This is a genomic window from Legionella santicrucis (assembly GCF_001468135.1).
In the GTDB taxonomy this organism is placed as follows: domain Bacteria; phylum Pseudomonadota; class Gammaproteobacteria; order Legionellales; family Legionellaceae; genus Legionella; species Legionella santicrucis.
In genome coordinates this window covers 86350-107586 of record NZ_LNYU01000081.1, presented here as the reverse complement: position 1 = coordinate 107586, position 21237 = coordinate 86350, and the positions used below count along the sequence as shown (strand labels likewise).

The following is a 21237-nucleotide window of genomic DNA, read 5'->3' as shown; positions in this document are numbered from 1 at the left end:
TCAAAAAGGATATTTATTTTCTTTTTTACGTGATAATGTGGAAAACCACTCTTAATCAATAAAATGATAATAAACCTCATTTTCTTTGATCATCCCTAGCTCATAGCGTGCTTGCTCTTCTAGAGCTTGATCGCCGTTTTTAAGTTCCTTTATGTCTGCTTCAAGCGAGCGATTACGTGTTGCTAATTTATTGTTTTCTTGTTCATGAACAGCAAGCTTTTTTTGAAGATCACGCCACTGAATCAAATTACCATCGCCCAGCCATAATTTGTGCTGTAAAATAACCAACGAAACAATCAAAATAATAAACAGTGGGCGCATAAGTTTCGCTTAATTAATAGTATCCTTTACTTATTGTATTACTATATTGCAATGTGGAGCAATATCTGCTTGAAGGAATTTATTAACTTTACTCACTATAAAAAATGGTCCTCAGAGATTAATCTTGAGGACTTGTAAGCAATTTTGTGAAAATAATGAAATTAAATGTGTTTGCGTAAAACATTGAGTTCATCAGTTAATAGATCTATTTTTTCTAATAATTCTAACACAACAGCCACTCCGGGTAGATTAACCCCTAAATCATGATGGAGACGAAACGCAGATTCAATTTTTCGTAAATCTTTTTGATTTAATTGAAGTTGTTCTGATGCGTGGGGGGAGCTTGAAAATATACCATATTCAACCATTTCAAGTAATAATTCTTTAGGGATCTGATACTTGATACAGACTTCATTAAATGAAATATTGGTTGTTTCTTCAATAAGCACACCTACTACAGTATTACTTTGCTTCATGCTTATACTCCCATCTTCGCTCGTGGATTAAAAGGCATCACTTCAGCCATTTTTTTGTAAAATTCAGTTGCTGCTTCCGTGGTTGCTGGCGGAGTAATAATTTTTAAAAGTACGTATTGGTGTCCAGGTGTTGTGCCTGGTAAACCACGATTTTTGAGTCTTAACTTTTGTCCTCCTTGTGATCCAGGTGGAATTTTTAAGTCAATTTTTCCTCCTAGTGTTGGAACTACTACTGTTGTTCCTAAAGCAGCTTCCCAAGGAGTAATTGGAAGTGTGAGGTAGATGTCGCTATCTATTACATCAAAAAGAGAGTGTTTTTCAACGTACACAGATAGGTAGATGTCGCCACGAGGTCCTCCATGTACTCCTGGTGCACCTTGTCCTGCTAATCGGATCTGTTGGCCCGATTTTACTCCAGCAGGAATTTTAACTTTTAGAGATTGCATATTGGTTTGTGAATTGTGTTCCGTGGGGATCTGTATGTTTTTTATTGTTCCCGTAAATGCTTCTTCGAGACTAAGGGTGATTTTTCCGTGATAGTCTTGGCCTGTCATAGGTTGTTGGCGATAGCGAGAATGACCAAATAATGATTCGAATAAATCCTCGTTTATATGACTGCTGTAAAATTGCTCCGATTCCTCAGGTCGCCAATGAGTATATTGTGCGTTTTGATTAAAGTCTTTATTCTTTCGGTACTTATCGTATTCTGATCTTTTTGCAGGATCTTTTAGTACTTCATACGCTTCGCCCATTTCTTTAAAATGTTCTTCAGCATCGGGTTCTTTACTTATATCTGGATGGTATTTACGGGCAAGTTTTCGATATGCCATTTTGATGTCCTTTTCTGAGGCATCTTCGTTAACCCCCATTATTTTGTAATAATCCTTGTCCATGTTTTGTCTTCTCATATGGGCATTGTTGAGTCACTCAACGTGCCGAAATTGTAAAACTTACCAATGTCCATTCTAGCAGATACTATAGGAAATCGTTATGTAATAATCCTATTTTTGTAACACATACGTCCCAGGAGCATCTGGTAGTTTCTTATCAAGCTTAGGAGGCTTAACTTGGGCTGAGTGTGAGTGTTTTACTAACCACCGGTGCCACTCTAACCACCATGAACCGGTTTTGTTTTCTGCTACTTGCAGCCAATTTTTAGAAGACATATAGGGTTCTTCCTTTTTCTGTTCCCGAATAAAATAACTACGTCCTTTATGTCCAGGTTCACTAATAATCCCAGCATTATGTCCTCCATTAGTGAGTACGAAAGTGATATCTCCTTTGATCATCAAATGGATTTTATACACTGACTCCCAAGGACTCACATGATCTTTTTCGGTACTGACTGCAAAAGAAGGGAGGTTAATACTTTCAGCAGCTATATTTTTTTCCTCAACAGTAAATCGTCCTTCGGCAAAGTCATTATTAAGAAATAGTTTTTCGAGATATTCGCTATGCATTTTATAGGGCATGCGTGTTGCGTCAGCATTCCAAGCGAGCAATGGAATCATTCCTCTTTGTGTGCCATGCATGTAATCTTGTACCATCTTAGACCAAATGAGATCGTAAGAGCGGAGCATTTGAAAGCTGCCAGCCATTTGTTTAGTATCTAAATATCCTTTTTCCCACATTACATTTTCTAGAAATGAGACTTGGCTATTATTAATGAAAAGTAATAGCTCTCCTGCATCAACAAAATCCCCTTGAGCAGCAAGAAGGGTAAGGCTTTTAAGGCGGTCATCATTATCACTTGCCATTGCGGCTGCTGTAATCATTGCTAAAGTACCACCTAGGCAATATCCCATTAAATGAATTTTTGTTTTAGGAAATAGAGTAGATATTTTATTGATTGCAACCATAGATCCAAGTCTGTAGTAGTCATCAATTCCAATGTCTCTATCTTCAGAGTTTGGATTTAACCAGGAAATAATAAACACAGTGTGCCCTTGCTGCGTTAACCAATTCACTAAAGAGTTTTCGGGAAGAAGATCAAGAATGTAATATTTCATGATCCATGCGGGTAATATTAACAAGGGCTCTTTATACACTTTTTTTGTTTGTGCTTCGTATTGAATCAGTTCGATTAAATGATTTTTATAAATCACCTTACCTTTAGTGATTGCAACTTGTTTACCTGGGATGAAGTTTTCAACTCCTTTCGGAGGAGTTCCCGTTAATTTTTCAATAATATCCTGGACAGCCAACTGTGTCCCACGAATTAAGTTTTTTCCATTTGAATTTACTGTTTCTTGGAACAGATCAGGATTCGTCAAAATAAAATTTGAGGGTGATAATGCATCGAGAAACTGTTTAGTTCTAAATGAAACAATACGTTTATTGGGGGCATTTAACCCAGGAATTTCGTTAGCCGATTTTAAACTCCAATCCTCCATTTGCAGGAATAGCTCTGCCCACAACCGCCAAGGATACATGCTCCAATTTTCTGTATGAAATCGAACGTCTTTGCCATTTCCAGGGGTATCATAATTAGAAAGATTATTGATTAGATCAGAAAAATGCAGAAGAGGGTAGAGGCTAAGTTTCAAAAGTGTACCTGGAGCTTGCGCTAGTTGTGCTCCCCATGAAAAATAAGAAGTAGCCGTAGAAGCAGGACTAATGCTCGCGGTAAATTTGCCTAAATTCGCTTGGTAATATTTATTGATGAAATCAAAAATATCATTCTTTCGAGGATCTTTTTTATACGGATGTATTGTTGTTTTTTTGGGGGCATTGCCAATTTTTAATTTTGATTTATTTTTTGAAGAAATAGGTTGCGTTGTTTTTTTCATGGCTTTTAGTCTTACCCTATTATTTTTAAAAATAGTATAGCAGTGATACGATTTTTATTTGTATATTAATCAGTTAAAGTACATACTATTCGTTTAGGATATAGGTTAGAGAAAGTGGCTCTTTTAGCTGCTTGAATTCATATAGAGTTGGAGAGATGATGTATAAATATTTACTAAATGTACTCGTAGTTTTTTTTCTATTTTTATTAGCTGGTTGTCAGTCCAATCGAGCTACTGATAACCTGTTTAGTCCTTTGGCACCTTTAGTTACCCCAAGTGCTAATTTGGCTCAAACAGTACAAGAGGCTTTAATGCGTAGTGATGATCCTGCAATTGCGCGCGTACATGTCCAAACACGACAAGATGTTGTTGTTTTATCGGGCTATGTTAAAAAAATTCGCCAAAGCGATGTAGCAGAACAGATTGCTCGCCAAGTTCCTGGTGTTCGTGCTGTAGAAAATAATATTATTATTCGTCCATAAGATTTTATGCGCTCCATTTGTACTATATTTAAAAAAGGTTAAGTATATTCAAATGGAGAATAAAATGGCTGACCTAATTCATAATGCCTTGCCTACACCAAGACGTAAGATTATTTATATTCATCCTGAAGACTCTATAAAAAAATGTATTAATTTAATGTCAGAGATGGATATAGGAGCCTTGGTTGTGGTTGATAATGAAAATCAACTCATTGGCATCGTGGGTGAGCGAGACATAGTCCGATCTTGTTTGCATAGATGTATTAATTTGGAAACAGCAAAAGTTGCGGATGTAGTATATAAGGAAGTAGCGATTCTAAGTCCTAACGATCATATAGAAAAAGCGATGCAAGTTATAACTGCAACAAAAAGAAGACATGTGTTAATTCGCGATGAAAATAATGAATTTATTGCTATTTTATCAATTGGGGATTTGCTTTATCATTTATTAGAAGATAAGGCTAGAGTTATAGAACAACTCGAAAATTATATTCATACCTATTAGCAGAGTTTATTTAAGAATGCTATAGTACTTTTATTTTTATTGCATGCAACCTTTATGAAAATATTATTTAGATTGTTGTTCGCTTTCTTTATAATTTGTGCTCATGTTTCGGCAGCTGATTTATCACCTTCGTGGTATTCTAAGAGTGCTGATAACAAGGTTGTTATAAATGTAGAAATGTTTCTCTCATCTACTTGCCCTCATTGTCAAAAAGCAGATGCATTTTTCCGTGAATTGGAAAAGAGCTCTCCTGATCTCCATATTCAACGTAACTTTATTAATCAGGATAAAAATGCACTCATTCGTTTTGGTCAATTATTAAATGCACAACAAATGGATGATTTTTCGGTTCCTTCAATCTATTTTTGCGATTCGCGTTGGGTAGGTTTTGATTCCGCTAAAACTACCGGAAAAGATTTACTTGATGCGATTCAATATTGCAAACACCAGATTGAAAATAAAGGAAGTTTAACAAAAGCAACAGTAAATACATTGAGACATTGGGCCAATGCGAATCAATTTACTAGTGGAATGATAGAAAAGCCATCAGCATTACGTTACACTCTTACAATAGCTTTTATGGACTCCTTTAATCCTTGTGCTTTTTTTGGCATTTCAGGATTTCTTGCTTTTCTTTTAATCGTTGAACAGCGAAAGAAAAAAATTATTGCCAGTTTATTATTTATTTCTTCAGTAATGCTTGTTCATTATTTTCAACAAGCATATACCGGTGCTTATTTTGCGTTACTACCATGGTTACGTATTCCTACCATATTATTAGGGTTAGTGACGATTTATTTTGTAATACAGCATTACAAAAAACAATCAAATAATGCCTTGTATTTTTTATTGGCGTTTTTTGTAGGCCTAATAATTACGACATATCAACAAACTTGTATTATGAACTGGGCTACTATTTTTGAACAATGGTTAAATAATCAACATTTTTCTAATTGGCAAATCAATTTATATCAATTGCTTTATCATGGGATGTACATACTTCCTTTAATAGTAATTTTATGCATCTATTTGTCTTTATTAAAGATAAAACATTTTGCTTTATTAAAGACTAAATTAGCCAGCGTGGGTTTATTGTTTTTGATTGCCATTGCCGTGTGTTTCATTGTATATCCTTTCATATTGTCTAATTTCACACTCTCTTTATTGACTTTGTTTATTTTAGCTGTTTGTGGCTTCTTTATAAATTTGACTTGATCTTATTTTGATGATTTGGGATTATCAACATTCTTTGTTTTGTACGTATTTGCCACAGTTTAAAATCTTAGGACAAGTCATATTCGTATGCAGATTAATGCATCTGATGTAGTTAGGTGAAATTGTGTTAAATAACACTTTTATTTTTAGGTGAAAGCATGAGTAAGCCCATTAATATTCCCGTTGTTGTTGAAAGTGGACAAAAATATCAAACACCTCATGGCGTAACAGCAATTAAGGATGGTGTAAAATCTACTGGACAAGCTTATGAGCGTTTACCTAAGCCCAAATGGTTACGTGTAGTGAATCAAATTACTCCTGCTTATAACCAAGTAAAAGATCAGGTCCAAAAACACCGTTTGGCTACTGTTTGTGAGGAAGCCAAATGTCCCAATATAGCTGAGTGTTGGTCGCATGGAACTGCAACAATTATGTTAATGGGGGCTGTATGTACTCGCGCATGTCGTTTTTGCTCTGTAGATACCGGAAACCCACATGGTTGGTTAGATCCACATGAGCCTGAAAATACGGCAAATACCGTTGCTTTAATGAATCTTGACTATGTAGTTTTAACTTCAGTAAATCGAGATGATTTACCTGATGGTGGTGCTAATCATTACGCGCAAACAATACGCGCTATAAAAAAACGTTCTCCAAAAACTAAAGTGGAGGCGTTGACCCCAGATTTTCAAGGAGTGGAACAAGATATTGCTTTATTATTGGATAGTGGTGTTGATGTATTTGCACAAAATGTAGAAACAGTAGAGCGCTTGACTCATCCTGTGCGCGATAATAGAGCCGGTTATATGCAAACATTGAATGTGCTTTCATTTGCCAAACGTTATCGACCTGATGTATTAACTAAAACGAGTTTGATGTTAGGCTTGGGTGAAAGCGATGAAGAAATTGTACAAGCAATGGATGATTTACGTGCGCATCATGTAGATATTCTTACTCTAGGACAATATTTACAACCCACAAAAAATCATTTACCCATTGCTCGTTATGTAACTCCTGAACTTTTTGCGGAGTTAAGACAGATTGGCTTACAGAAAGGTTTTTTCGAAGTAGCTTCTGGTCCTTTAGTTCGCTCAAGTTATCGTGCTGATAGAATATTTAAGCAAGATAATTTAGGTTTGGATAATTAATGGAGATTAACTTAAAATAATGCCTCTTTTTCTCATTTTCTTTTGTAAAAAATAGGCGCAAAAATACATTATTGCTCCTAATCCCATTGCGCTAATGCCTAAAACTAAATAATAGTTTTTATAATAGGGTAGGCTTTCTAGAGCGGAGTGAACGGTGTTGGGAATTGCAACCCAAGCAGCGATTCTACCTGATATAGTATGGGCTAAAGAACTCGCAAGATACCAAACTCCCATAGCAAAAGCGATGGAGTTTTGATCACAATATAAACCTACCATGCTTAATCCAATAGCACTGACCCATAGCTCTGCTATGGAGATAAGAATATAAGTGAGTGCAATGTAATTGCCATTAATGATTCCGGTATGTGACTCATAAGCAGCAAAAGCCATCACTAAAAGCGCAATACCTGAAAGCAAAGTCCCTGATGCAAATTGGTACGAAATCGTGAAGCGCGGAAATAGCTTATAAAAGCGAGGAAGTTGGCTACCAATTGCCAAAATAAGCAAAGGGTTAAGTATTTGATAATGGGCAGGAGAAACAGTTAAACCAAACAGATTATGATCTGAATTGTTTGCAGCAAATAAAATTAGAGTACTATTCATTTGGTTATAAATGACAAAAAATACTACTGCCTCCACAATCAGTAAGAGGGCAATTAATTGCTTATGACGTACAACTCCCTTGAGTGATAATGTTTTTTTTAAAAACCATGCAATCCCGAGAACACAGCCAAATCCAATGATGGCACTTGCTAAATAGACATGTGAGTAGGCATACAACGTCAGCAAATATATAGCGACTATATAGGCTGTTAAATGCAATATGCCTTTTCTTGAGAATTTAGATTGATCTTTACCCCAAATAACATTTTTATAAATAGAGTAACGATTGGCAAAATTTAGAGCAGCAATTGATTTACCTATAAATGCTATAGTAAGGATTGAAAGAGGTCCATAACGACTTTCAAGAAGCAGTGGGGCAATTAAAGTAGCTAATAATGCCCCCACATTAATCGCAATGTAATAATAGGTCATCGCTGATTTTGCTTTAATCGCATCATCTGAATAAATATGAGAAACCATACTGGAAGCGGTCCCCATTAAGAGTGAATTAGTAGCAGGTATAAAGGCATATGCAGCAATAAAAAAGGTATCTCCAAGAGAACTTACAGTATATCCACTAAGCATAACGAGTAGATAGGCTGTGGCCAACATGATGCTACCAAGTAGAATAGACCGCCTAATTCCAATCACGGTATCTGCCATATATCCACCCAACATAGGCATCAAATAACCCATTGCATGAGCTACACCGATAAAAGCATAGGCTTTGGCTTGGCTGTAACCCAAACCTTGGGACCACACTGGGCGGGTTAAAAATAGGACTAATATGGTATTAAGGGCGTATACAGAAAACTGACTCCAAAAGGTAATAAATATGATGTTATTAGTTTGTTTTTGTCGCAGGGCCAATTCAGGCAAGTAATTTTTCACCTCTTGAGAAATCATTGCTCGAACCTCATCCTATAAAAGATAATTATCAGGTTATCATTTTCTGGCAAGAACAACATCAATTATATGAGTATCATGATAGGGAAAAGTAAAAATTTTACTAAATAGTCGTTTAAGTCGTTGAATTAAAAATGTTTTTGGCAGCATACGAATGGATAATGTATTGAGAAACCATGTTCCTTCGATACCAAAATGTGCTAATTCATCAATTGTATTTAGAGTTATAGGTATTTCCAGACGCTGATGGGCAATCACTTCGAATTGATTCTGTCGGAATGCAAGCATTAATTCATCATTATTTGCTGCAACGGTTGTATTTTTTACAATAGATTTGTAATAGTGTCCAACAACACTACTTAAAATGGAGCCCTTACTAATAAACTCTGCCAGACATTGTTGAGCGACGGGGAATGAATCATAAGTAGTTGTGATCATTGAAAAATGACCATTAGCCCGAGTTAGTAATTTGGCTTCATTAAATAATACTTTAATTGGAATATAAGCATTAATAAAATGCGCTAGAATCAAGTCTTGGCTGTGGGGTGGCAAAAACTTGTTTGCTTGTGCAGCGCTGCCTTCAATTGTGATCAACGATAATGCCTCTTGAGCACGCTTTAACATTTCCGAAGAAACATCAATTCCTGTAAATTCTGCTCGAGGCATAATTAGTTGGAGTTTTTTGAGAAATGTACCATCACCAACACCTAAATCAAGAACTTTATAATGAGGTTTTACCCCCAAACAAAAATGCTTCATTTGTTCTATGGCTGTTTGATGGCTCTGGCTAATCGCTCCAAAGCGATTGGCTATTACGTAGTTTTCAGCGATGTCGTTATACATGGCCTTTAAGGACATGCAAAATTCCAATTTAAAAAAGGGTTTGGTTAGTATATCTCTAAATTAGGGAAATTGGCGACAGATGATTTAGGAAATTTCTCTTAATTTGTTGTAAATCTTTGTTATCATAGCCTTAAATTAGTTTTCAGGTTGAATTATGTCAAAAATATTAATTACTGGTGCAACTGGATTTGTAGGAAAAAAATTAGTTCCCGCACTTATCCAATTAGGTCATAAGGTGCGATGTGTTGTATCTAAAAAGGTAGATTGGCTTAATGCCGAACAAGTCATCATGAAGCGATTAGAACTCGAAACAGACTGGAGTCAGGCTCTTATAGGAGTTGACGTTGTCATTCATTTGGCAGCAAGAGTTCATATCATGAAGGAAAAGTCAAAATCAGCACTCGATGAGTATTACAAAATCAATACTATTGCTACAAAAAATCTTGCTGAGCAAGCAGCTAAGCATCAGGTTAAGCGGTTTATATTTTTAAGCTCTATTAAAGTCAATGGAGAGCTAACTTTAGAAGGAGCACCTTTTTCTGAAGAAACTAAGGCTGCTCCCGAGGATCCTTATGGACAAAGTAAGTTATATGCAGAACAACATCTACAGGAAATTAGTCAAAATTCATCCATGCAAGTAGTTATTGTTAGACCACCTTTAATTTATGGTCCTGGGGTTAAAGCCAATTTTTTGAAAATGTTGCAGCTTGTCAGAAAAGGAATACCGTTACCTTTTGCGAGTGTCCAAAATAAGCGTCATTTTATCTATATAGAGAACTTAGTCTCTGCTTTGTGTCTAGTAGTAACTCATCCTGCCGCTGCGAACCAAACCTATTTAGTAGCAGATGATAATTCATTTTCTATGCCGCATTTGATGCGCCTTATTGCTAAAGAGATGAACACAAGGGTGTGGTTAATCCCTTTTCCTGTTCCTTTTATGAGATGTATTTTTCAACTTTTGGGTATGCAAAATCTTAATACACGTTTGTTTTCATCTTTAGAAATAAACAGTAATAAGATAAAATTACAATTGGGTTGGAACCCTCCTGTGAGTTCTGTCGAAGGATTAAAAAAAACTGTTGCATGGTATCAAAGTGAATTTAACTCTTAGTTTCGTTTTTTTAGTATTTTCAATAGCATTGACCAAGTTATATTGTATTGTTGCACAAGATACGCTTCTTATGGACAAACCAAATAACCGTTCCATGCATTCCGTGCCTACAGTCAGAGGAGGGGGACTCATTTTTATTGGGTTAACATTAATTTCGTTGCCTATTCTTAGTTACATAACGCAGACTGTTTTTGAGGAACAATTCATTTTTCTGCTCTGTATCTTTTTTCTTGCTACAGTAAGCTTTTTGGATGATCTTTACCATTTATCAGTAAAGATAAGATTTTTTACTCAATGTGGTATTGCTTTATTAGTTGCCATTTTTATGAGGCCTGTACAATTAGACTTGGGGATTATGGTTGATTATTCTTTTTTCATTATTCCCTTTATCTTTTTTGCAGTTATTTGGGCCATTAATCATTTTAATTTTATGGATGGAATTGATGGTTTTTGTGCAGCACAAGCCATTTTTTTATTAAGTGCCTATGCAGTTTTTTTTGGGATGGGTGATGCCTCATTTTATCAAGATTTCTGTTTTATTCTCATCTTGAGTCTTATTGGGTTTTTATTTTTCAATTTTCCACCTGCACGTTTATTTATGGGTGATATTGGAAGTGCCACTTTAGGATTGATTACTTTTTGTATCGCACTAATTGCACAACAAAAGTTCCATATATCTATTTTATATTGGTTTATGCTAAATGGATTGTTTCTTTTTGATGCGAGTGTTACTTTGATACGGAGAATACTTCATAAGGAAAATTGGTCTCTTCCTCATCGAACGCATGCTTATCAAAGATTAAGACAATCAGGTGTCAAAGTTTCAACAATTTTATTAGGCCAATTGTTAATAAATGTTTCTTTTTTAATTCTGGTTTTATGCATACAAATGCACATTGCTCATTTTAGTTTAATAGTATTACAATTAGGCTTTATGCTTCTTCTTTATTCTTTAATTGAAAAAAGATTGCCTATGTATTCTTCTGTTTCTTCATGAATGTATTTGAATAAATTTCAAATTAGAACAAAAAAATAAAGATTTAAAAAGGTTTCTTAATACTCTGTTAAGAATCACAGTGTAAAATTAAATTCGTACGACAAGTATTGCTTTGTTTCTTAGTAGTTTCGTAGCTATCAAGAATACCATGGAAGTTCTGTGGAGGGATAGGTAGCTGCTTTGTTAGGGAGATTTTCTATGTTAATTTTGACTCGGCGTATAGGTGAAACCTTAATTATCGGGGATGATGTAAATATCACTGTGCTCGGCGTAAAAGGTAATCAAGTTCGCTTAGGTATCAATGCACCAAAAGATGTGTCTGTTCACCGTGAAGAAATTTATTTGCGTATACAACAAGAAAAGCAATCAGATGAATCTGAAGAAACAGTATAAATCGATTTCCTCGCAGCTCATCCGGTCCCGAGTTCATAAATAGACTTGGGACAAACCTTAATTTTGGTACCTTCTATCCTGCATTGATGCATAAATTTGTTTATGTTCGATAGTCATTATTCTTTTAAAAGCGTTCAATAACTTATCAAACAGTAAGAGTCTTTTGGAAAATGGAATTCATGAAATCGATAAACTCCCTAAGTACAATTTATACCAGAATATTTACGGAGAGTATTGTTTATGCAGCGATGTATCTCCCGATGAGAGGAAATGTTTTTGACCGGATTCATCTTGCAATATTAATTGACCTAGTTGATTAATGCCACAAGCGATGCCGGTGAGTGTATTTAAGGACTGTGTCACTTGAATGGTTTTTCCAAACAAATAATCTGATTTGTTCCATTCATGTATAAAACTACTCAAATCATTATGAAAGAATTGAATTAAATAGCGCTCTAAATGAGTAATAAGCTTTGCAATTAAGAAATTGCGATCAAAATGTTGCTGGGCGATTTCATATAAAGAACACCAAGGTCTGTCAGGAAGAGGGTGTTTTTGTGTATCTGTATTAACATTCAAGCCAATACCAATGATGACTTGAATAGTACTGTTGGATTCTGTAATGATTTCAATCAAGCTGCCACATAATTTTTTATCATTCCATAAAATATCATTCGGCCATTTAATTTTGATATTAGTGGATAATTTGAGTTCATTTAAAGTGGCTAAAACAGCCAGACTTGTTACTAGGCTTAGTCCGGAAAGTTTCGTGAGATCGTAGTTTAGATTCCAACGACTGGAACAGTAAATATTTTCTCCAAAAGGAGAATGCCATTGCCTACCAAATCGGCCTCTACCATGAGTTTGAATTTCGGCACAACAAATGTCCACCGTATTTGAGATAGGTAACTCTTTCAAATAACGATTTGTCGAATCAATAGATGTAAATAGATGCAAATTAAATGGAGTTACTAATTTTTCTAATAAAAAATACTCGTTAATTTGTTCTTTGTCTAAAAGAATTAATGGATTAAGCAGTTGATAACCTTGATTGGGAAGTCGTTTTATAGGGATCCCTGATTCGATTAACTGATTTATTTGTTTCCATATGGCTGATCGGGTAATACCCAAAACAGTTCCTAACTCCGAGCCGCTATGACAGGAACCATCTCCAAGTAACTGTAATAAAGTAAGTTGTGATGAAGTAAAATGCATAAGATTCTATACCTAAAATATCAAGGAATCATTTTGTTGCAACTGAATAAATCCATGTCTGATTTCCCGTACTGTAGGATGGTGGCATAAGGCGCCACTGCATGCTATTTCAGGCATAAAAGAGCGTAATTGCCAAGTTACATGATGCAATGGGTCATCGACTAATTGTTTTGTAGGCATTGAAGTAGGGACACTAAACTCCTTTGTGGGGTATGAAAGCCCTAATCCACATGCTTTAATGAAAGCCTCTTTTTGTGACCAAACATGAAAAAAAACAGCAGGTTTTAAAGCTTGAGGCACTTTAATGAACTCCTCATACTCTTGTTCGGAAAATAAACTTTTTGCTATACCCTTATAAGGTCGAGCAGAGTATTTTTCTATGTCCACTCCCATGGGAAAGCCTTTTCCTACAGCTAAAAGAGCCAGATCTCCACTATGACTAAGATTAAATTGCAGCTTTGCTGAATTGATAACCTCTGGTTTTCCATGTGCATTATAAGTAAACTCAATGTGTTCTGGATAAACATTTATGTATCGCGCTAAAATGATTCTCATTACTGCTCGAGCTGTAGAGAAACGTCGTTTGTGCCTGCTGAAGTAAAATCGATCAGCACGGGCTTGCTCCTCGGAGTTGAGCAGTTGATATGTATTTTTTAATTCATTTGCTAATGAAAATTGCCAAAGATCAATACGAGCTTCATTTAAAATACAATTTTCTGTGTTTAAAGGATTAAATTCTGTGATGATCATATTTTGTTAAAATCTGGCATCAATTAACGGTTAGGGTTATCATATACCATGATATTTAATTCACCAAAAGGTATTGAATGAGCCGACAATTTTTGGATTTTGAGCAACCCATTGAAGAGTTAAATCAGAAAATTGAAGCACTTCGAATGGTTGGTAATGATAACGAAGTAAATTTAAGTGATGAAATAGTTCGACTTCAAACAAAATGCTCTGAGCTAACTGCGCAAGTTTTCTCTAATTTAGAACCATGGCAAGTTGCTCAAATGGCAAGACATCCACTTAGGCCACAGACTACCGATTATATCGAACGTATTTTTACTGATTTTCAAGAGTTACATGGTGATAGAAGCTGCTCTTCAGCTCCAGCAATTATTGGAGGCTTAGCACGTTTAAATGGTGAGCCAGTAATGGTGCTTGGCCATCAAAAAGGGAAACGCACCAAAGAAAAAGTATATCGTAATTTTGGAATGGCCCGCCCAGAAGAATATCGAAAAGCTTTGCGCTTGATGAATATGGCTGAGAAATTTAAATTGCCTATTTTTACTTTTATTGATACAGCTGGTGCCTATCCTGGAATAGGTGCTGAAGAGCGAAATCAGTCTGAAGCAATCGCTCGTAATCTTTTTGTAATGTCACGACTTAAAACACCCATTATCTGCGTGGTAACTGGAGAGGCTGGTTCTGGAGGTGCATTAGCAATTGGTGTTGGTGATCGGATATTAATGCTGCAATTTGGAATCTATTCAGTAATTTCGCCTGAGGGTTGCGCTTCGATTCTATGGAAAGATGCATCTAAAGCCAGTGAAGCTGCCCGTGCAATGAGAATTACTGCAGATAAAATTTTAGAAAATAAGTTAATTGATATAGTAGTGCCTGAACCATTAGGGGGTGCTCATCGCAATGTTGATGAAATGGCTACTCGGTTGAAAAATATTTTGGTTAATGAGTTACATACCTTAAGAAAAATGCCTTTAGATCAACTAGTTGAAAGTAGATATCAAAAATTTATGACTATGGGGGCATGTGATTAAAGCATTATTAAGCTCAGAATGGATTTTGCGCCTCAGCCAGTTTAATCAATTAATTGTAGGGTTTAGCGGGGGGCTCGATTCGACTGTGCTTTTGCATGCCCTTGCTGCCCAGCCGCTCTTATTAAAAAAGTTAGTTGCAGTACATGTAAATCATGGTATCAATGCAAATGCTCATTTTTGGCAAGAGCACTGCGAACAGTTTTGCCAGAAATTGGGTGTTTTTTTTAGGACTCAATCCGTACAATTCGATCGCTCAGCTAATATTGAAGAAGGTGCTCGAATTGCACGGTACGCCGTTTTTTCCTCTTTAGTCAAAGAACAAGACTGCTTGATTTTAGGTCATCATTTGGATGATCAAGCTGAGACCTTTCTTTTGCAATTATTTAGAGGAGCGGGCGTTGATGGTTTGGCAGCTATGTCTGAGTTTACCCAATTTGGATTTGGACAGCTTGTGAGACCTTTTTTACACTATTATCGTGAGCAATTAGAGCATTACGCATTGTTGCATCAATTAAATTGGGTTGAGGATGAAAGTAATTGTGACATTACTTATTCTCGTAATTATTTGCGTCAAGAAATTATACCGTTGTTGAAGAATAAATGGCCTAGAGTAGTGGGAAATATCGCACGAACAGCAAGTCATTGTCAGCAAGCCAAAAGAAATTTAGATGCGTTGGCAATAAGTGATCTATCTTTGCAAGAAATAAAAAATAGACCTTTTTCTGAATACGGTCTCTCAATAGGCATTGGAATAGAGTCTAATAGTAATGAGCGAGATAAGAGTCAAAATACCTTAACAGGTAAAGCGCTAACTATTGAGTCACTTAAGAGTTTAAATTTCGATCGAATAGCGAATATTCTAAGGGTATGGTTAAAAAAAAATCAAATTCAATTACCTTCAACGATTACATTTCATCGTTTGATTCATGAAGTAGTTTTTTCCAGTCAAGATGCTGTTCCCGTAGTAAGTTGGGGAAATATTTCGGTTCGCCGTTATCAAAATCATCTTTATTTGGATAAGAAAAGTAGGTGTGGTTTACCCTCTTGTGTTGAATGGACTGAGTTTCCGTTGCCATTAAATTTAGGTCATTCGGAAATTAAATTAATGGCCCAAAAGGCTAGTCAAGGTTTAATCATTCCGCAAAATGCGGCAATATTTATTCGATTTAGGCAGGGGGGAGAAGATTTTTTTTGGCACGGCCAGACTAAACGTTTAAAAAAACTCTTTCAGGAATGGGGGATACCTCCCTGGTTAAGAGAGAGAGTCCCTCTCGTTTATTTTGATAATACTTTGGCTGTGATTGTAGGTTATGCAATGAGTGATTTATTTTTTACTCAAGATTCATCTAATGCTTGGATTTTTAAACAACTGCCAACATAGAAATTTATTCCACTGTTCGCGCCAACAAAATTACTCAAAGTTGATTTCTATACATCTAATCGTATTTATTTTGATTAAATTTATTTAGTTTTTTATAATAAACCCAATTTATATGCTAATTAATTTTTATTATGAAAAATATTGCAGAGATTAAAGAGCTTTTAGCTCAGGTTGATAAACCAGGTACTATTTCAGAAGACCTTATGGCATTTTTTTTACATATGAAACAAAGCATACGCTTTGCAAAAGGAGGAGATGGCTTTAATGCGTTTGCAATGAGTAGTGATGAACTTGATGAGTTAGCTTATATCATTGAGCAAATGATAGAAAATTGCGCTGAGGATTTACGGTTTCAAATTGCTATTTCAAAATGGGATGGGAGTGCTCATTTAAATCACTGGTCCTTTTTAGAGTTTAATTTCAAAGCAAAAGAGTTCTCTTCGTTGGATGTTTTAATCTGTGATCCATTGGGCTTTGTACAATCGTTAGTATTAACCAATTTATTAACCAATCAGATGGAGTTTGGTCGTTTAAGTAAAATATGTAATCTCCGCGTTTATGTACCTACAGATATTTTACAAAATGCTGGTCGTGGGTGTGCTTATTTTACGACTGATAGTATCGCGATGTTATCAAATCAAGATAAATACTGCCCAGTTTATGATTATATGTGCGCTCATCAGCAGAAAGAAAAACAAAGCGAAGCAAAATATACTTTAGAAACCTATCGCGATGCCGTGGCTATGTGTTACACCAAGGAAGATCTTGAAAACATGTATGATTTTAATCTGGTAGTAAGCGCATTACCCGTTAGACTTTTACGCACCAAACAAGCTGTCTCTTCTTTAGAAAAAGAAGTACGTGATTCAACGGAGCTTAGTGCTGAAGTTGTAAATAGTAAAGGAGAGCGAGCATGGAAATCCATTGAAAAACACTTGTTTTTTGTTGAGGACCGAACAGGACTTCTACAGCACAGGAATATGAGAGTGAATAAAAAAATGGAAAAGTTAGGCGAAAAAATAAACGCAATATCCTCTTCTCTCAATTCTGAAAAGGATATTAAACCATTTAATGAAGCGGTAGAGAAACATCGACTGTCGGGACTAGTGGCATTAGTGGAAAAACATTCTAAACATGATGATTATACTTTTTCAACACTCGGGTAAATTAACAGCCAAACCTCCCATGGAGGTTTCTTTATAAATACTCTGCATGTCCATTCCTGTTTGTTTCATGGTTTTAATTACTTTATCCAAGGAAATTTTGTGTTGGCCATCCCCTATGAGCGCCATTCGCGTTGCATTTACTGCTTTTACAGCCCCCATTGCATTCCGTTCAATGCAGGGTATTTGTACTAAACCTAAAACTGGATCACAAGTCATTCCTAAATGATGTTCCATTGCGATTTCAGCTGCATTTTCAACTTGGGCTACAGTTCCTCCAAGAACTGCGGTAAGCCCTGCTGCCGCCATAGAAGAGGCGACACCAACTTCGCCTTGGCAGCCTACCTCGGCACCAGAAATAGAAGCCCCTTTTTTATAGAGGATACCAATAGCAGCTGCGGTGAGAAAATAAGTATAAATGTCTTTACTGCTCATCTTATCATGTGCTTGTTGACAATATTTAAGTACAGCAGGAATAATTCCTGCAGCTCCATTCGTTGGAGCAGTAACAATACGTCCTCCAGCAGCATTTTCTTCATTAACTGCCATAGCGTAAAGATTTAACCAATTCATAATGTCTGATTGCTCGAAGACACTCTTTACTCCTTTTTGGTTCATCAACTTATTATATAAATCTGGAGCACGTCTTTTTAAATTTAAACCACCAGGTAAGATACCATCATGTTTACATCCGTTGCTAATGCAATCATCCATTACTTTAGCAATGTCTAAAATACTTTGGTGAATCTCTTCAGTACTACGCCAAGTTTTTTCGTTAACCATCATTAATTCAGCTATAGTCAAATTATGTTCATGACAAAGCTGTAGGAGTTGAGATGCTGTTGAAAATGGGTATGGAGGGGGATTTGTATCTTCCGTAGATTTAGAAAACTCTTCTTCTGTAGTAATAAAGCCACCACCAATAGAATAATAAACTTGTGCTATTAATAAGTTATCTAGTTCATCAAAAGCAGAAAAGCGCATACCATTAGTATGCTTTGGTAACAGTTCTTTTTGCAAAAAAAGAAAGTCGGTTTTTTCATTAAAGGGAATGTTTTTTTTACCTGCCAAATGAAGTGTATGTGAATTAAGAATTTCATGCATGCGCGGTATCATGGATTCCGGAGCTACTGTTTCAGGAGTTTTATTTTCTAATCCATTTACAATAGCTTTGTCAGTGCCATGACCTTTACCTGTTAAAGCAAGGGAACCATAAAGTTCAATTTTAATTCGTTGGGATTGGCTCATAAGTTGTTTGTCTTCAAGCAATCTCAAGAAGGCATTAGCAGCAAGCATAGGGCCCACAGTATGAGAGCTTGAAGGACCAATTCCAATCGAAAATAAATCAAATACACTGATGTTCATGGGGTTTAAATCTCTAATTATAATTAGTGCAAAGTGTAGAGCGATCTTCTTTATTTGTCTATTTTAATTATAGCGAACTTCGTGGGTATTATGATGTTGCAGATATCTTCAGAATAGAGATAAAAAGCAGATTCTAGACTTAAATTTGAGACTCTTTATAATATAATTACAATTAATCTGATTTAAGGTCTAGTAATTTCATGCGAATTTAGGCAGAATTATAGGGATATTTTTATAATTTCCTATTTACTATTCAAAAAATAGGATGATAGGCACAATAGAAGACTACAAGGGGATTCTTTATGAAGATGAAATTGGTCACTGCGGCCATTATGGGGCTAGCAATGTCTACGGCAATGGCTGCAACTGATGCTACATCGCTTACTACGGACAAAGATAAATTATCTTATAGTATTGGTGCTGATTTAGGAAAAAATTTCAAAAATCAAGGTATTGACATTAATCCAGAAGCATTAGCTAAAGGAATGCAAGATGGTATGTCTGGCGCTCAATTGATTTTGACTGAAGAGCAAATGAAAGACGTTCTGAGTAAATTTCAAAAAGATCTGATGGCTAAGCGTAGTGCTGAATTTAATAAAAAAGCAGAAGAAAACAAAGCAAAAGGTGATGCTTTCTTATCTGCTAATAAGTCAAAGCCTGGAATAGTGGTGTTACCAAGTGGTTTGCAGTATAAAATTATTGATGCCGGTACTGGTTCAAAACCAGGTAAATCAGATACTGTAACTGTTGAATATACTGGTACTTTAATTGATGGTACTGTCTTTGATAGCACTGAAAAAGCAGGCAAGCCAGCTACATTTCAAGTATCACAAGTAATCCCTGGTTGGACAGAAGCATTACAATTAATGCCTTCTGGTTCTACATGGGAAGTTTATGTTCCTGCAGATTTAGCCTATGGTTCACGTAGTGTAGGTGGTCCTATAGGTCCAAATGAAACTTTGATTTTCAAAATTCATTTGATTTCTGTAAAAAAAGCAGCCTAATCTCGTGAGAAGATTTTCTTTCTCATCATACTCGCTCCCATTTTTGGGAGCGAGCTCTTCTTAAGTTGTAAATCCTCACCGTTTTGAGTGATCTTAATGATGAACAAGCGCCTCTTTATTGTTTTCATTTTAGGTTTTTCTTCTGGCTTGCCTATGGCATTAATCAGTAGTACCTTGCAAGCATGGTTTGCTTACAGCGGGATGTCTGTTTTTGTTACAGGAACGTTAAGTTTAATCAGTTTACCTTATGCTTATCGTATTTTTTGGGGACCAATTCTTGATCGTTACTCATTATTTAACCTGGGTAAGAGACGAAGTTGGATCTTGGCAATGCAATGTTTATTGCTTTTAGGATTTAACTTGATGGCGTGGTTTATCCCAGAACAACACCCTAAGTTAATAGCCTTACTCGCATTAGCCTTAGCTTGTTTTTCTGCAACACAAGACATTGCAATTGATGCGCATCGAGCCGAGTATTTACCCATGAATGAGCATGCTTTAGGTGCTTCTTTAGCAGTATTAGGTTATCGCATTGCTCTGTTATTGTCTGGTGGTTTTGCCTTGGTTATGGCACAGAAATTAGGCTGGGCTTTTACTTATCGCTTTATGGGTTGTCTCATGATTGTAGGGATGTTTGCAGTCTTTGGTAGCCAAGAGCCCAGTGCAGTCGTCAAAGAAAAAAGTAGTTTTGCATTATCATTTATAGCACCTATTAAAGAATTTTTATCACGCCAAGGAGTAATTCCTCTTTTATGTTTTATTTTTTGTTATAAATTAGGTGAGGCTTTTACAACAACTACTAGTGGTATCGTGATGCCTTTTCTTATTCAAGGGCTTGGTTTTTCTTTAGATACTATTGGATATATCAATAAAATACTCGGTGTTGGCTCTATATTGCTAGGTGGATTATGTGCTGGATTTTTGCTGGTGTATTATTCATTATACCGTTCGCTTCTTTTTTTTGGTTTGCTGCAAGCATTAACTAATATTTTATTTGTTATTTTAGCAATAACAGGAAAAAATGTCGTTTTACTAGCAATAGCAGTATTCTTTGATAATTTTGCAGCGGGTATGGGTTCTACAGCGTTAGTTGCTTTATTTATGCGTCTGGTAGATAAACAGTATACCGGAACCCAATTTTCGTTACTTGTGGCATTATCTACATTACCTCGCATTATCTCGGGTCCAGTGGCAGCTGCGATTCAAATGAATATTGGGTGGATTGGCTTATACCAACTTTCTGTTGTATTTGCTTTGCTTTTTATCCCCTTTTTAATCAAAATCAAAGAACAAACAAAAGAAAATAGGCAAGAAGCAGTTTCTATAGAGAAGGAAGGTAATTTTAATCCCGCGGGATAATGTTGATAAGAGTCGCCTTATTTAATCTGAGATCATGGTAGAGGACCTAAATGATTCAGGGAGATAAATTTACGGAGAAATAAACAAGAAAAATAAAATGCATAAAAAAGCGTGTGGAAAAGGAGTTCAAAAAAAGTTATCCAGCTAAGTGTTGTAATATGAATAATAAAACAACATGGC

Annotated in this window: 21 protein-coding genes; 12 read left to right on the top strand and 9 right to left on the bottom strand. The window is 35.8% G+C overall.

The window, feature by feature from the left end; all coding sequences use genetic code 11:
- Positions 1–51 precede the first annotated feature (51 nt).
- From ftsB to Lsan_RS13895, 4 genes are all read right to left on the bottom strand, one after another.
- Positions 52–321 carry a cell division protein FtsB gene (gene ftsB, locus Lsan_RS13910; protein WP_058514812.1) on the bottom strand — a complete coding sequence of 90 codons (270 nt, stop codon included), beginning with the start codon at positions 319–321 and terminating at the stop codon, positions 52–54.
- 161 nt (positions 322–482) lie between these two features.
- Positions 483–797, bottom strand: a complete 315-nt coding sequence (locus Lsan_RS13905; RefSeq protein WP_058514811.1) for a chaperone modulator CbpM — start codon at positions 795–797, stop codon at positions 483–485.
- Between the two features lie 2 nt (positions 798–799).
- Positions 800–1690 (bottom strand): DnaJ C-terminal domain-containing protein, encoded by an 891-nt coding sequence (locus Lsan_RS13900; RefSeq protein ID WP_058514810.1) that lies wholly within the window; start codon positions 1688–1690, stop codon positions 800–802.
- Between the two features lie 108 nt (positions 1691–1798).
- Entirely contained in the window at positions 1799–3586 is a 1788-nt protein-coding gene (locus tag Lsan_RS13895) for a PHA/PHB synthase family protein (protein WP_058514809.1), read from the bottom strand.
- Positions 3587–3744: 158 nt separating this feature from the next.
- On the opposite strand from Lsan_RS13895, the gene Lsan_RS13890 reads away from it, so the two are divergent.
- The 4 genes from Lsan_RS13890 (at position 3745) to lipA (ending at position 6936) form a co-directional block, all read left to right on the top strand.
- On the top strand, positions 3745–4068 hold the full coding sequence (locus Lsan_RS13890; RefSeq protein WP_058514808.1) for a BON domain-containing protein: 324 nt from the start codon (positions 3745–3747) through the stop codon (positions 4066–4068).
- A gap of 64 nt (positions 4069–4132) precedes the next feature.
- On the top strand, positions 4133–4573 hold the full coding sequence (locus tag Lsan_RS13885; protein WP_058514807.1) for a CBS domain-containing protein: 441 nt from the start codon (positions 4133–4135) through the stop codon (positions 4571–4573).
- 54 nt (positions 4574–4627) lie between these two features.
- Positions 4628–5788 (top strand): thioredoxin domain-containing protein, encoded by a 1161-nt coding sequence (locus tag Lsan_RS13880; protein WP_058514806.1) that lies wholly within the window; start codon positions 4628–4630, stop codon positions 5786–5788.
- 158 nt (positions 5789–5946) lie between these two features.
- Entirely contained in the window at positions 5947–6936 is a 990-nt protein-coding gene (gene lipA, locus Lsan_RS13875) for a lipoyl synthase (protein WP_058514805.1), read from the top strand.
- A gap of 6 nt (positions 6937–6942) precedes the next feature.
- On the opposite strand, the gene Lsan_RS13870 is transcribed toward lipA, so the two are convergent.
- Together Lsan_RS13870 and Lsan_RS13865 are read right to left on the bottom strand one after the other, a co-directional pair.
- The gene (locus Lsan_RS13870; protein ID WP_058514804.1) at positions 6943–8445 is read right to left on the bottom strand and encodes a peptide MFS transporter; all 1503 of its coding nucleotides are present in this window, start codon (positions 8443–8445) and stop codon (positions 6943–6945) included.
- A 39-nt stretch (positions 8446–8484) separates the two neighbouring features.
- A complete protein-coding gene (locus Lsan_RS13865; protein ID WP_058514803.1) occupies positions 8485–9303 on the bottom strand; it encodes a class I SAM-dependent methyltransferase in 819 nt (272 codons plus the stop codon).
- A gap of 139 nt (positions 9304–9442) precedes the next feature.
- On the opposite strand from Lsan_RS13865, the gene Lsan_RS13860 reads away from it, so the two are divergent.
- From Lsan_RS13860 to csrA, 3 genes are all read left to right on the top strand, one after another.
- Positions 9443–10399: a UDP-glucose 4-epimerase family protein gene (locus Lsan_RS13860; protein ID WP_058514802.1), complete on the top strand. Its 957-nt coding sequence runs from the start codon at positions 9443–9445 to the stop codon at positions 10397–10399.
- Entirely contained in the window at positions 10383–11396 is a 1014-nt protein-coding gene (locus Lsan_RS13855) for an MraY family glycosyltransferase (protein WP_133134246.1), read from the top strand. The genes Lsan_RS13860 and Lsan_RS13855 overlap by 17 nt, the downstream gene beginning before the upstream one ends.
- Positions 11397–11594: 198 nt before the next feature.
- A complete protein-coding gene (gene csrA / locus Lsan_RS13850) occupies positions 11595–11789 on the top strand; it encodes a carbon storage regulator CsrA (RefSeq protein WP_003636647.1) in 195 nt (64 codons plus the stop codon).
- A gap of 222 nt (positions 11790–12011) precedes the next feature.
- Here the strand turns inward: csrA and Lsan_RS13845 are convergent, their stop codons facing one another.
- Positions 12012–13004, bottom strand: a complete 993-nt coding sequence (locus Lsan_RS13845) for a biotin--[acetyl-CoA-carboxylase] ligase (protein WP_058514801.1) — start codon at positions 13002–13004, stop codon at positions 12012–12014.
- 12 nt (positions 13005–13016) lie between these two features.
- On the bottom strand, positions 13017–13754 hold the full coding sequence (locus tag Lsan_RS13840; protein WP_058514800.1) for a 4'-phosphopantetheinyl transferase family protein: 738 nt from the start codon (positions 13752–13754) through the stop codon (positions 13017–13019).
- 77 nt (positions 13755–13831) lie between these two features.
- Between Lsan_RS13840 and Lsan_RS13835 the strand changes: the two genes are divergently transcribed.
- The 3 genes from Lsan_RS13835 to Lsan_RS13825 all read left to right on the top strand — a co-directional run bounded on the left by Lsan_RS13835 (position 13832) and on the right by Lsan_RS13825 (position 17332).
- Positions 13832–14785, top strand: a complete 954-nt coding sequence (locus Lsan_RS13835) for an acetyl-CoA carboxylase carboxyltransferase subunit alpha (RefSeq protein WP_058514799.1) — start codon at positions 13832–13834, stop codon at positions 14783–14785.
- Positions 14778–16166: a tRNA lysidine(34) synthetase TilS gene (gene tilS / locus Lsan_RS13830; RefSeq protein ID WP_058514798.1), complete on the top strand. Its 1389-nt coding sequence runs from the start codon at positions 14778–14780 to the stop codon at positions 16164–16166. Before Lsan_RS13835 ends, tilS begins: the two co-directional genes overlap by 8 nt.
- Before the next feature lie 131 nt (positions 16167–16297).
- Positions 16298–17332 carry a hypothetical protein gene (locus tag Lsan_RS13825; RefSeq protein WP_058514797.1) on the top strand — a complete coding sequence of 345 codons (1035 nt, stop codon included), beginning with the start codon at positions 16298–16300 and terminating at the stop codon, positions 17330–17332.
- Here Lsan_RS13825 and Lsan_RS13820 read toward each other — a convergent pair.
- Positions 17318–18694, bottom strand: coding sequence for an L-serine ammonia-lyase (locus Lsan_RS13820; RefSeq protein WP_058514796.1), 1377 nt, complete (start codon positions 18692–18694; stop codon positions 17318–17320). The genes Lsan_RS13825 and Lsan_RS13820 overlap by 15 nt on opposite strands.
- Before the next feature lie 302 nt (positions 18695–18996).
- Between Lsan_RS13820 and Lsan_RS13815 the strand changes: the two genes are divergently transcribed.
- Both Lsan_RS13815 and Lsan_RS13810 read left to right on the top strand, forming a co-directional pair.
- Positions 18997–19698: a BamJ family beta-barrel-assembly machinery protein gene (locus tag Lsan_RS13815; protein ID WP_058514795.1), complete on the top strand. Its 702-nt coding sequence runs from the start codon at positions 18997–18999 to the stop codon at positions 19696–19698.
- Between the two features lie 99 nt (positions 19699–19797).
- Positions 19798–21057: an AmpG family muropeptide MFS transporter gene (locus tag Lsan_RS13810; protein WP_058514943.1), complete on the top strand. Its 1260-nt coding sequence runs from the start codon at positions 19798–19800 to the stop codon at positions 21055–21057.
- Positions 21058–21237: the final 180 nt, after the last annotated feature.

Bases quoted from the DNA above. Each gene is read 5' to 3' on its own strand.
- ftsB (WP_058514812.1), bottom strand. From the start codon at position 321: ATGCGCCCACTGTTTATTATTTTGATTGTTTCGTTGGTTATTTTACAG.
- Lsan_RS13905 (WP_058514811.1), bottom strand. From the start codon at position 797: ATGAAGCAAAGTAATACTGTAGTAGGTGTGCTTATTGAAGAAACAACC.
- Lsan_RS13900 (WP_058514810.1), bottom strand. From the start codon at position 1,690: ATGGACAAGGATTATTACAAAATAATGGGGGTTAACGAAGATGCCTCA.
- Lsan_RS13895 (WP_058514809.1), bottom strand. From the start codon at position 3,586: ATGAAAAAAACAACGCAACCTATTTCTTCAAAAAATAAATCAAAATTA.
- Lsan_RS13890 (WP_058514808.1), top strand. From the start codon at position 3,745: ATGTATAAATATTTACTAAATGTACTCGTAGTTTTTTTTCTATTTTTA.
- Lsan_RS13885 (WP_058514807.1), top strand. From the start codon at position 4,133: ATGGCTGACCTAATTCATAATGCCTTGCCTACACCAAGACGTAAGATT.
- Lsan_RS13880 (WP_058514806.1), top strand. From the start codon at position 4,628: ATGAAAATATTATTTAGATTGTTGTTCGCTTTCTTTATAATTTGTGCT.
- lipA (WP_058514805.1), top strand. From the start codon at position 5,947: ATGAGTAAGCCCATTAATATTCCCGTTGTTGTTGAAAGTGGACAAAAA.
- Lsan_RS13870 (WP_058514804.1), bottom strand. From the start codon at position 8,445: ATGATTTCTCAAGAGGTGAAAAATTACTTGCCTGAATTGGCCCTGCGA.
- Lsan_RS13865 (WP_058514803.1), bottom strand. From the start codon at position 9,303: ATGTCCTTAAAGGCCATGTATAACGACATCGCTGAAAACTACGTAATA.
- Lsan_RS13860 (WP_058514802.1), top strand. From the start codon at position 9,443: ATGTCAAAAATATTAATTACTGGTGCAACTGGATTTGTAGGAAAAAAA.
- csrA (WP_003636647.1), top strand. From the start codon at position 11,595: ATGTTAATTTTGACTCGGCGTATAGGTGAAACCTTAATTATCGGGGAT.
- Lsan_RS13845 (WP_058514801.1), bottom strand. From the start codon at position 13,004: ATGCATTTTACTTCATCACAACTTACTTTATTACAGTTACTTGGAGAT.
- Lsan_RS13840 (WP_058514800.1), bottom strand. From the start codon at position 13,754: ATGATCATCACAGAATTTAATCCTTTAAACACAGAAAATTGTATTTTA.
- Lsan_RS13835 (WP_058514799.1), top strand. From the start codon at position 13,832: ATGAGCCGACAATTTTTGGATTTTGAGCAACCCATTGAAGAGTTAAAT.
- Lsan_RS13825 (WP_058514797.1), top strand. From the start codon at position 16,298: ATGAAAAATATTGCAGAGATTAAAGAGCTTTTAGCTCAGGTTGATAAA.
- Lsan_RS13820 (WP_058514796.1), bottom strand. From the start codon at position 18,694: ATGAACATCAGTGTATTTGATTTATTTTCGATTGGAATTGGTCCTTCA.
- Lsan_RS13815 (WP_058514795.1), top strand. From the start codon at position 18,997: ATGAAGATGAAATTGGTCACTGCGGCCATTATGGGGCTAGCAATGTCT.
- Lsan_RS13810 (WP_058514943.1), top strand. From the start codon at position 19,798: ATGAACAAGCGCCTCTTTATTGTTTTCATTTTAGGTTTTTCTTCTGGC.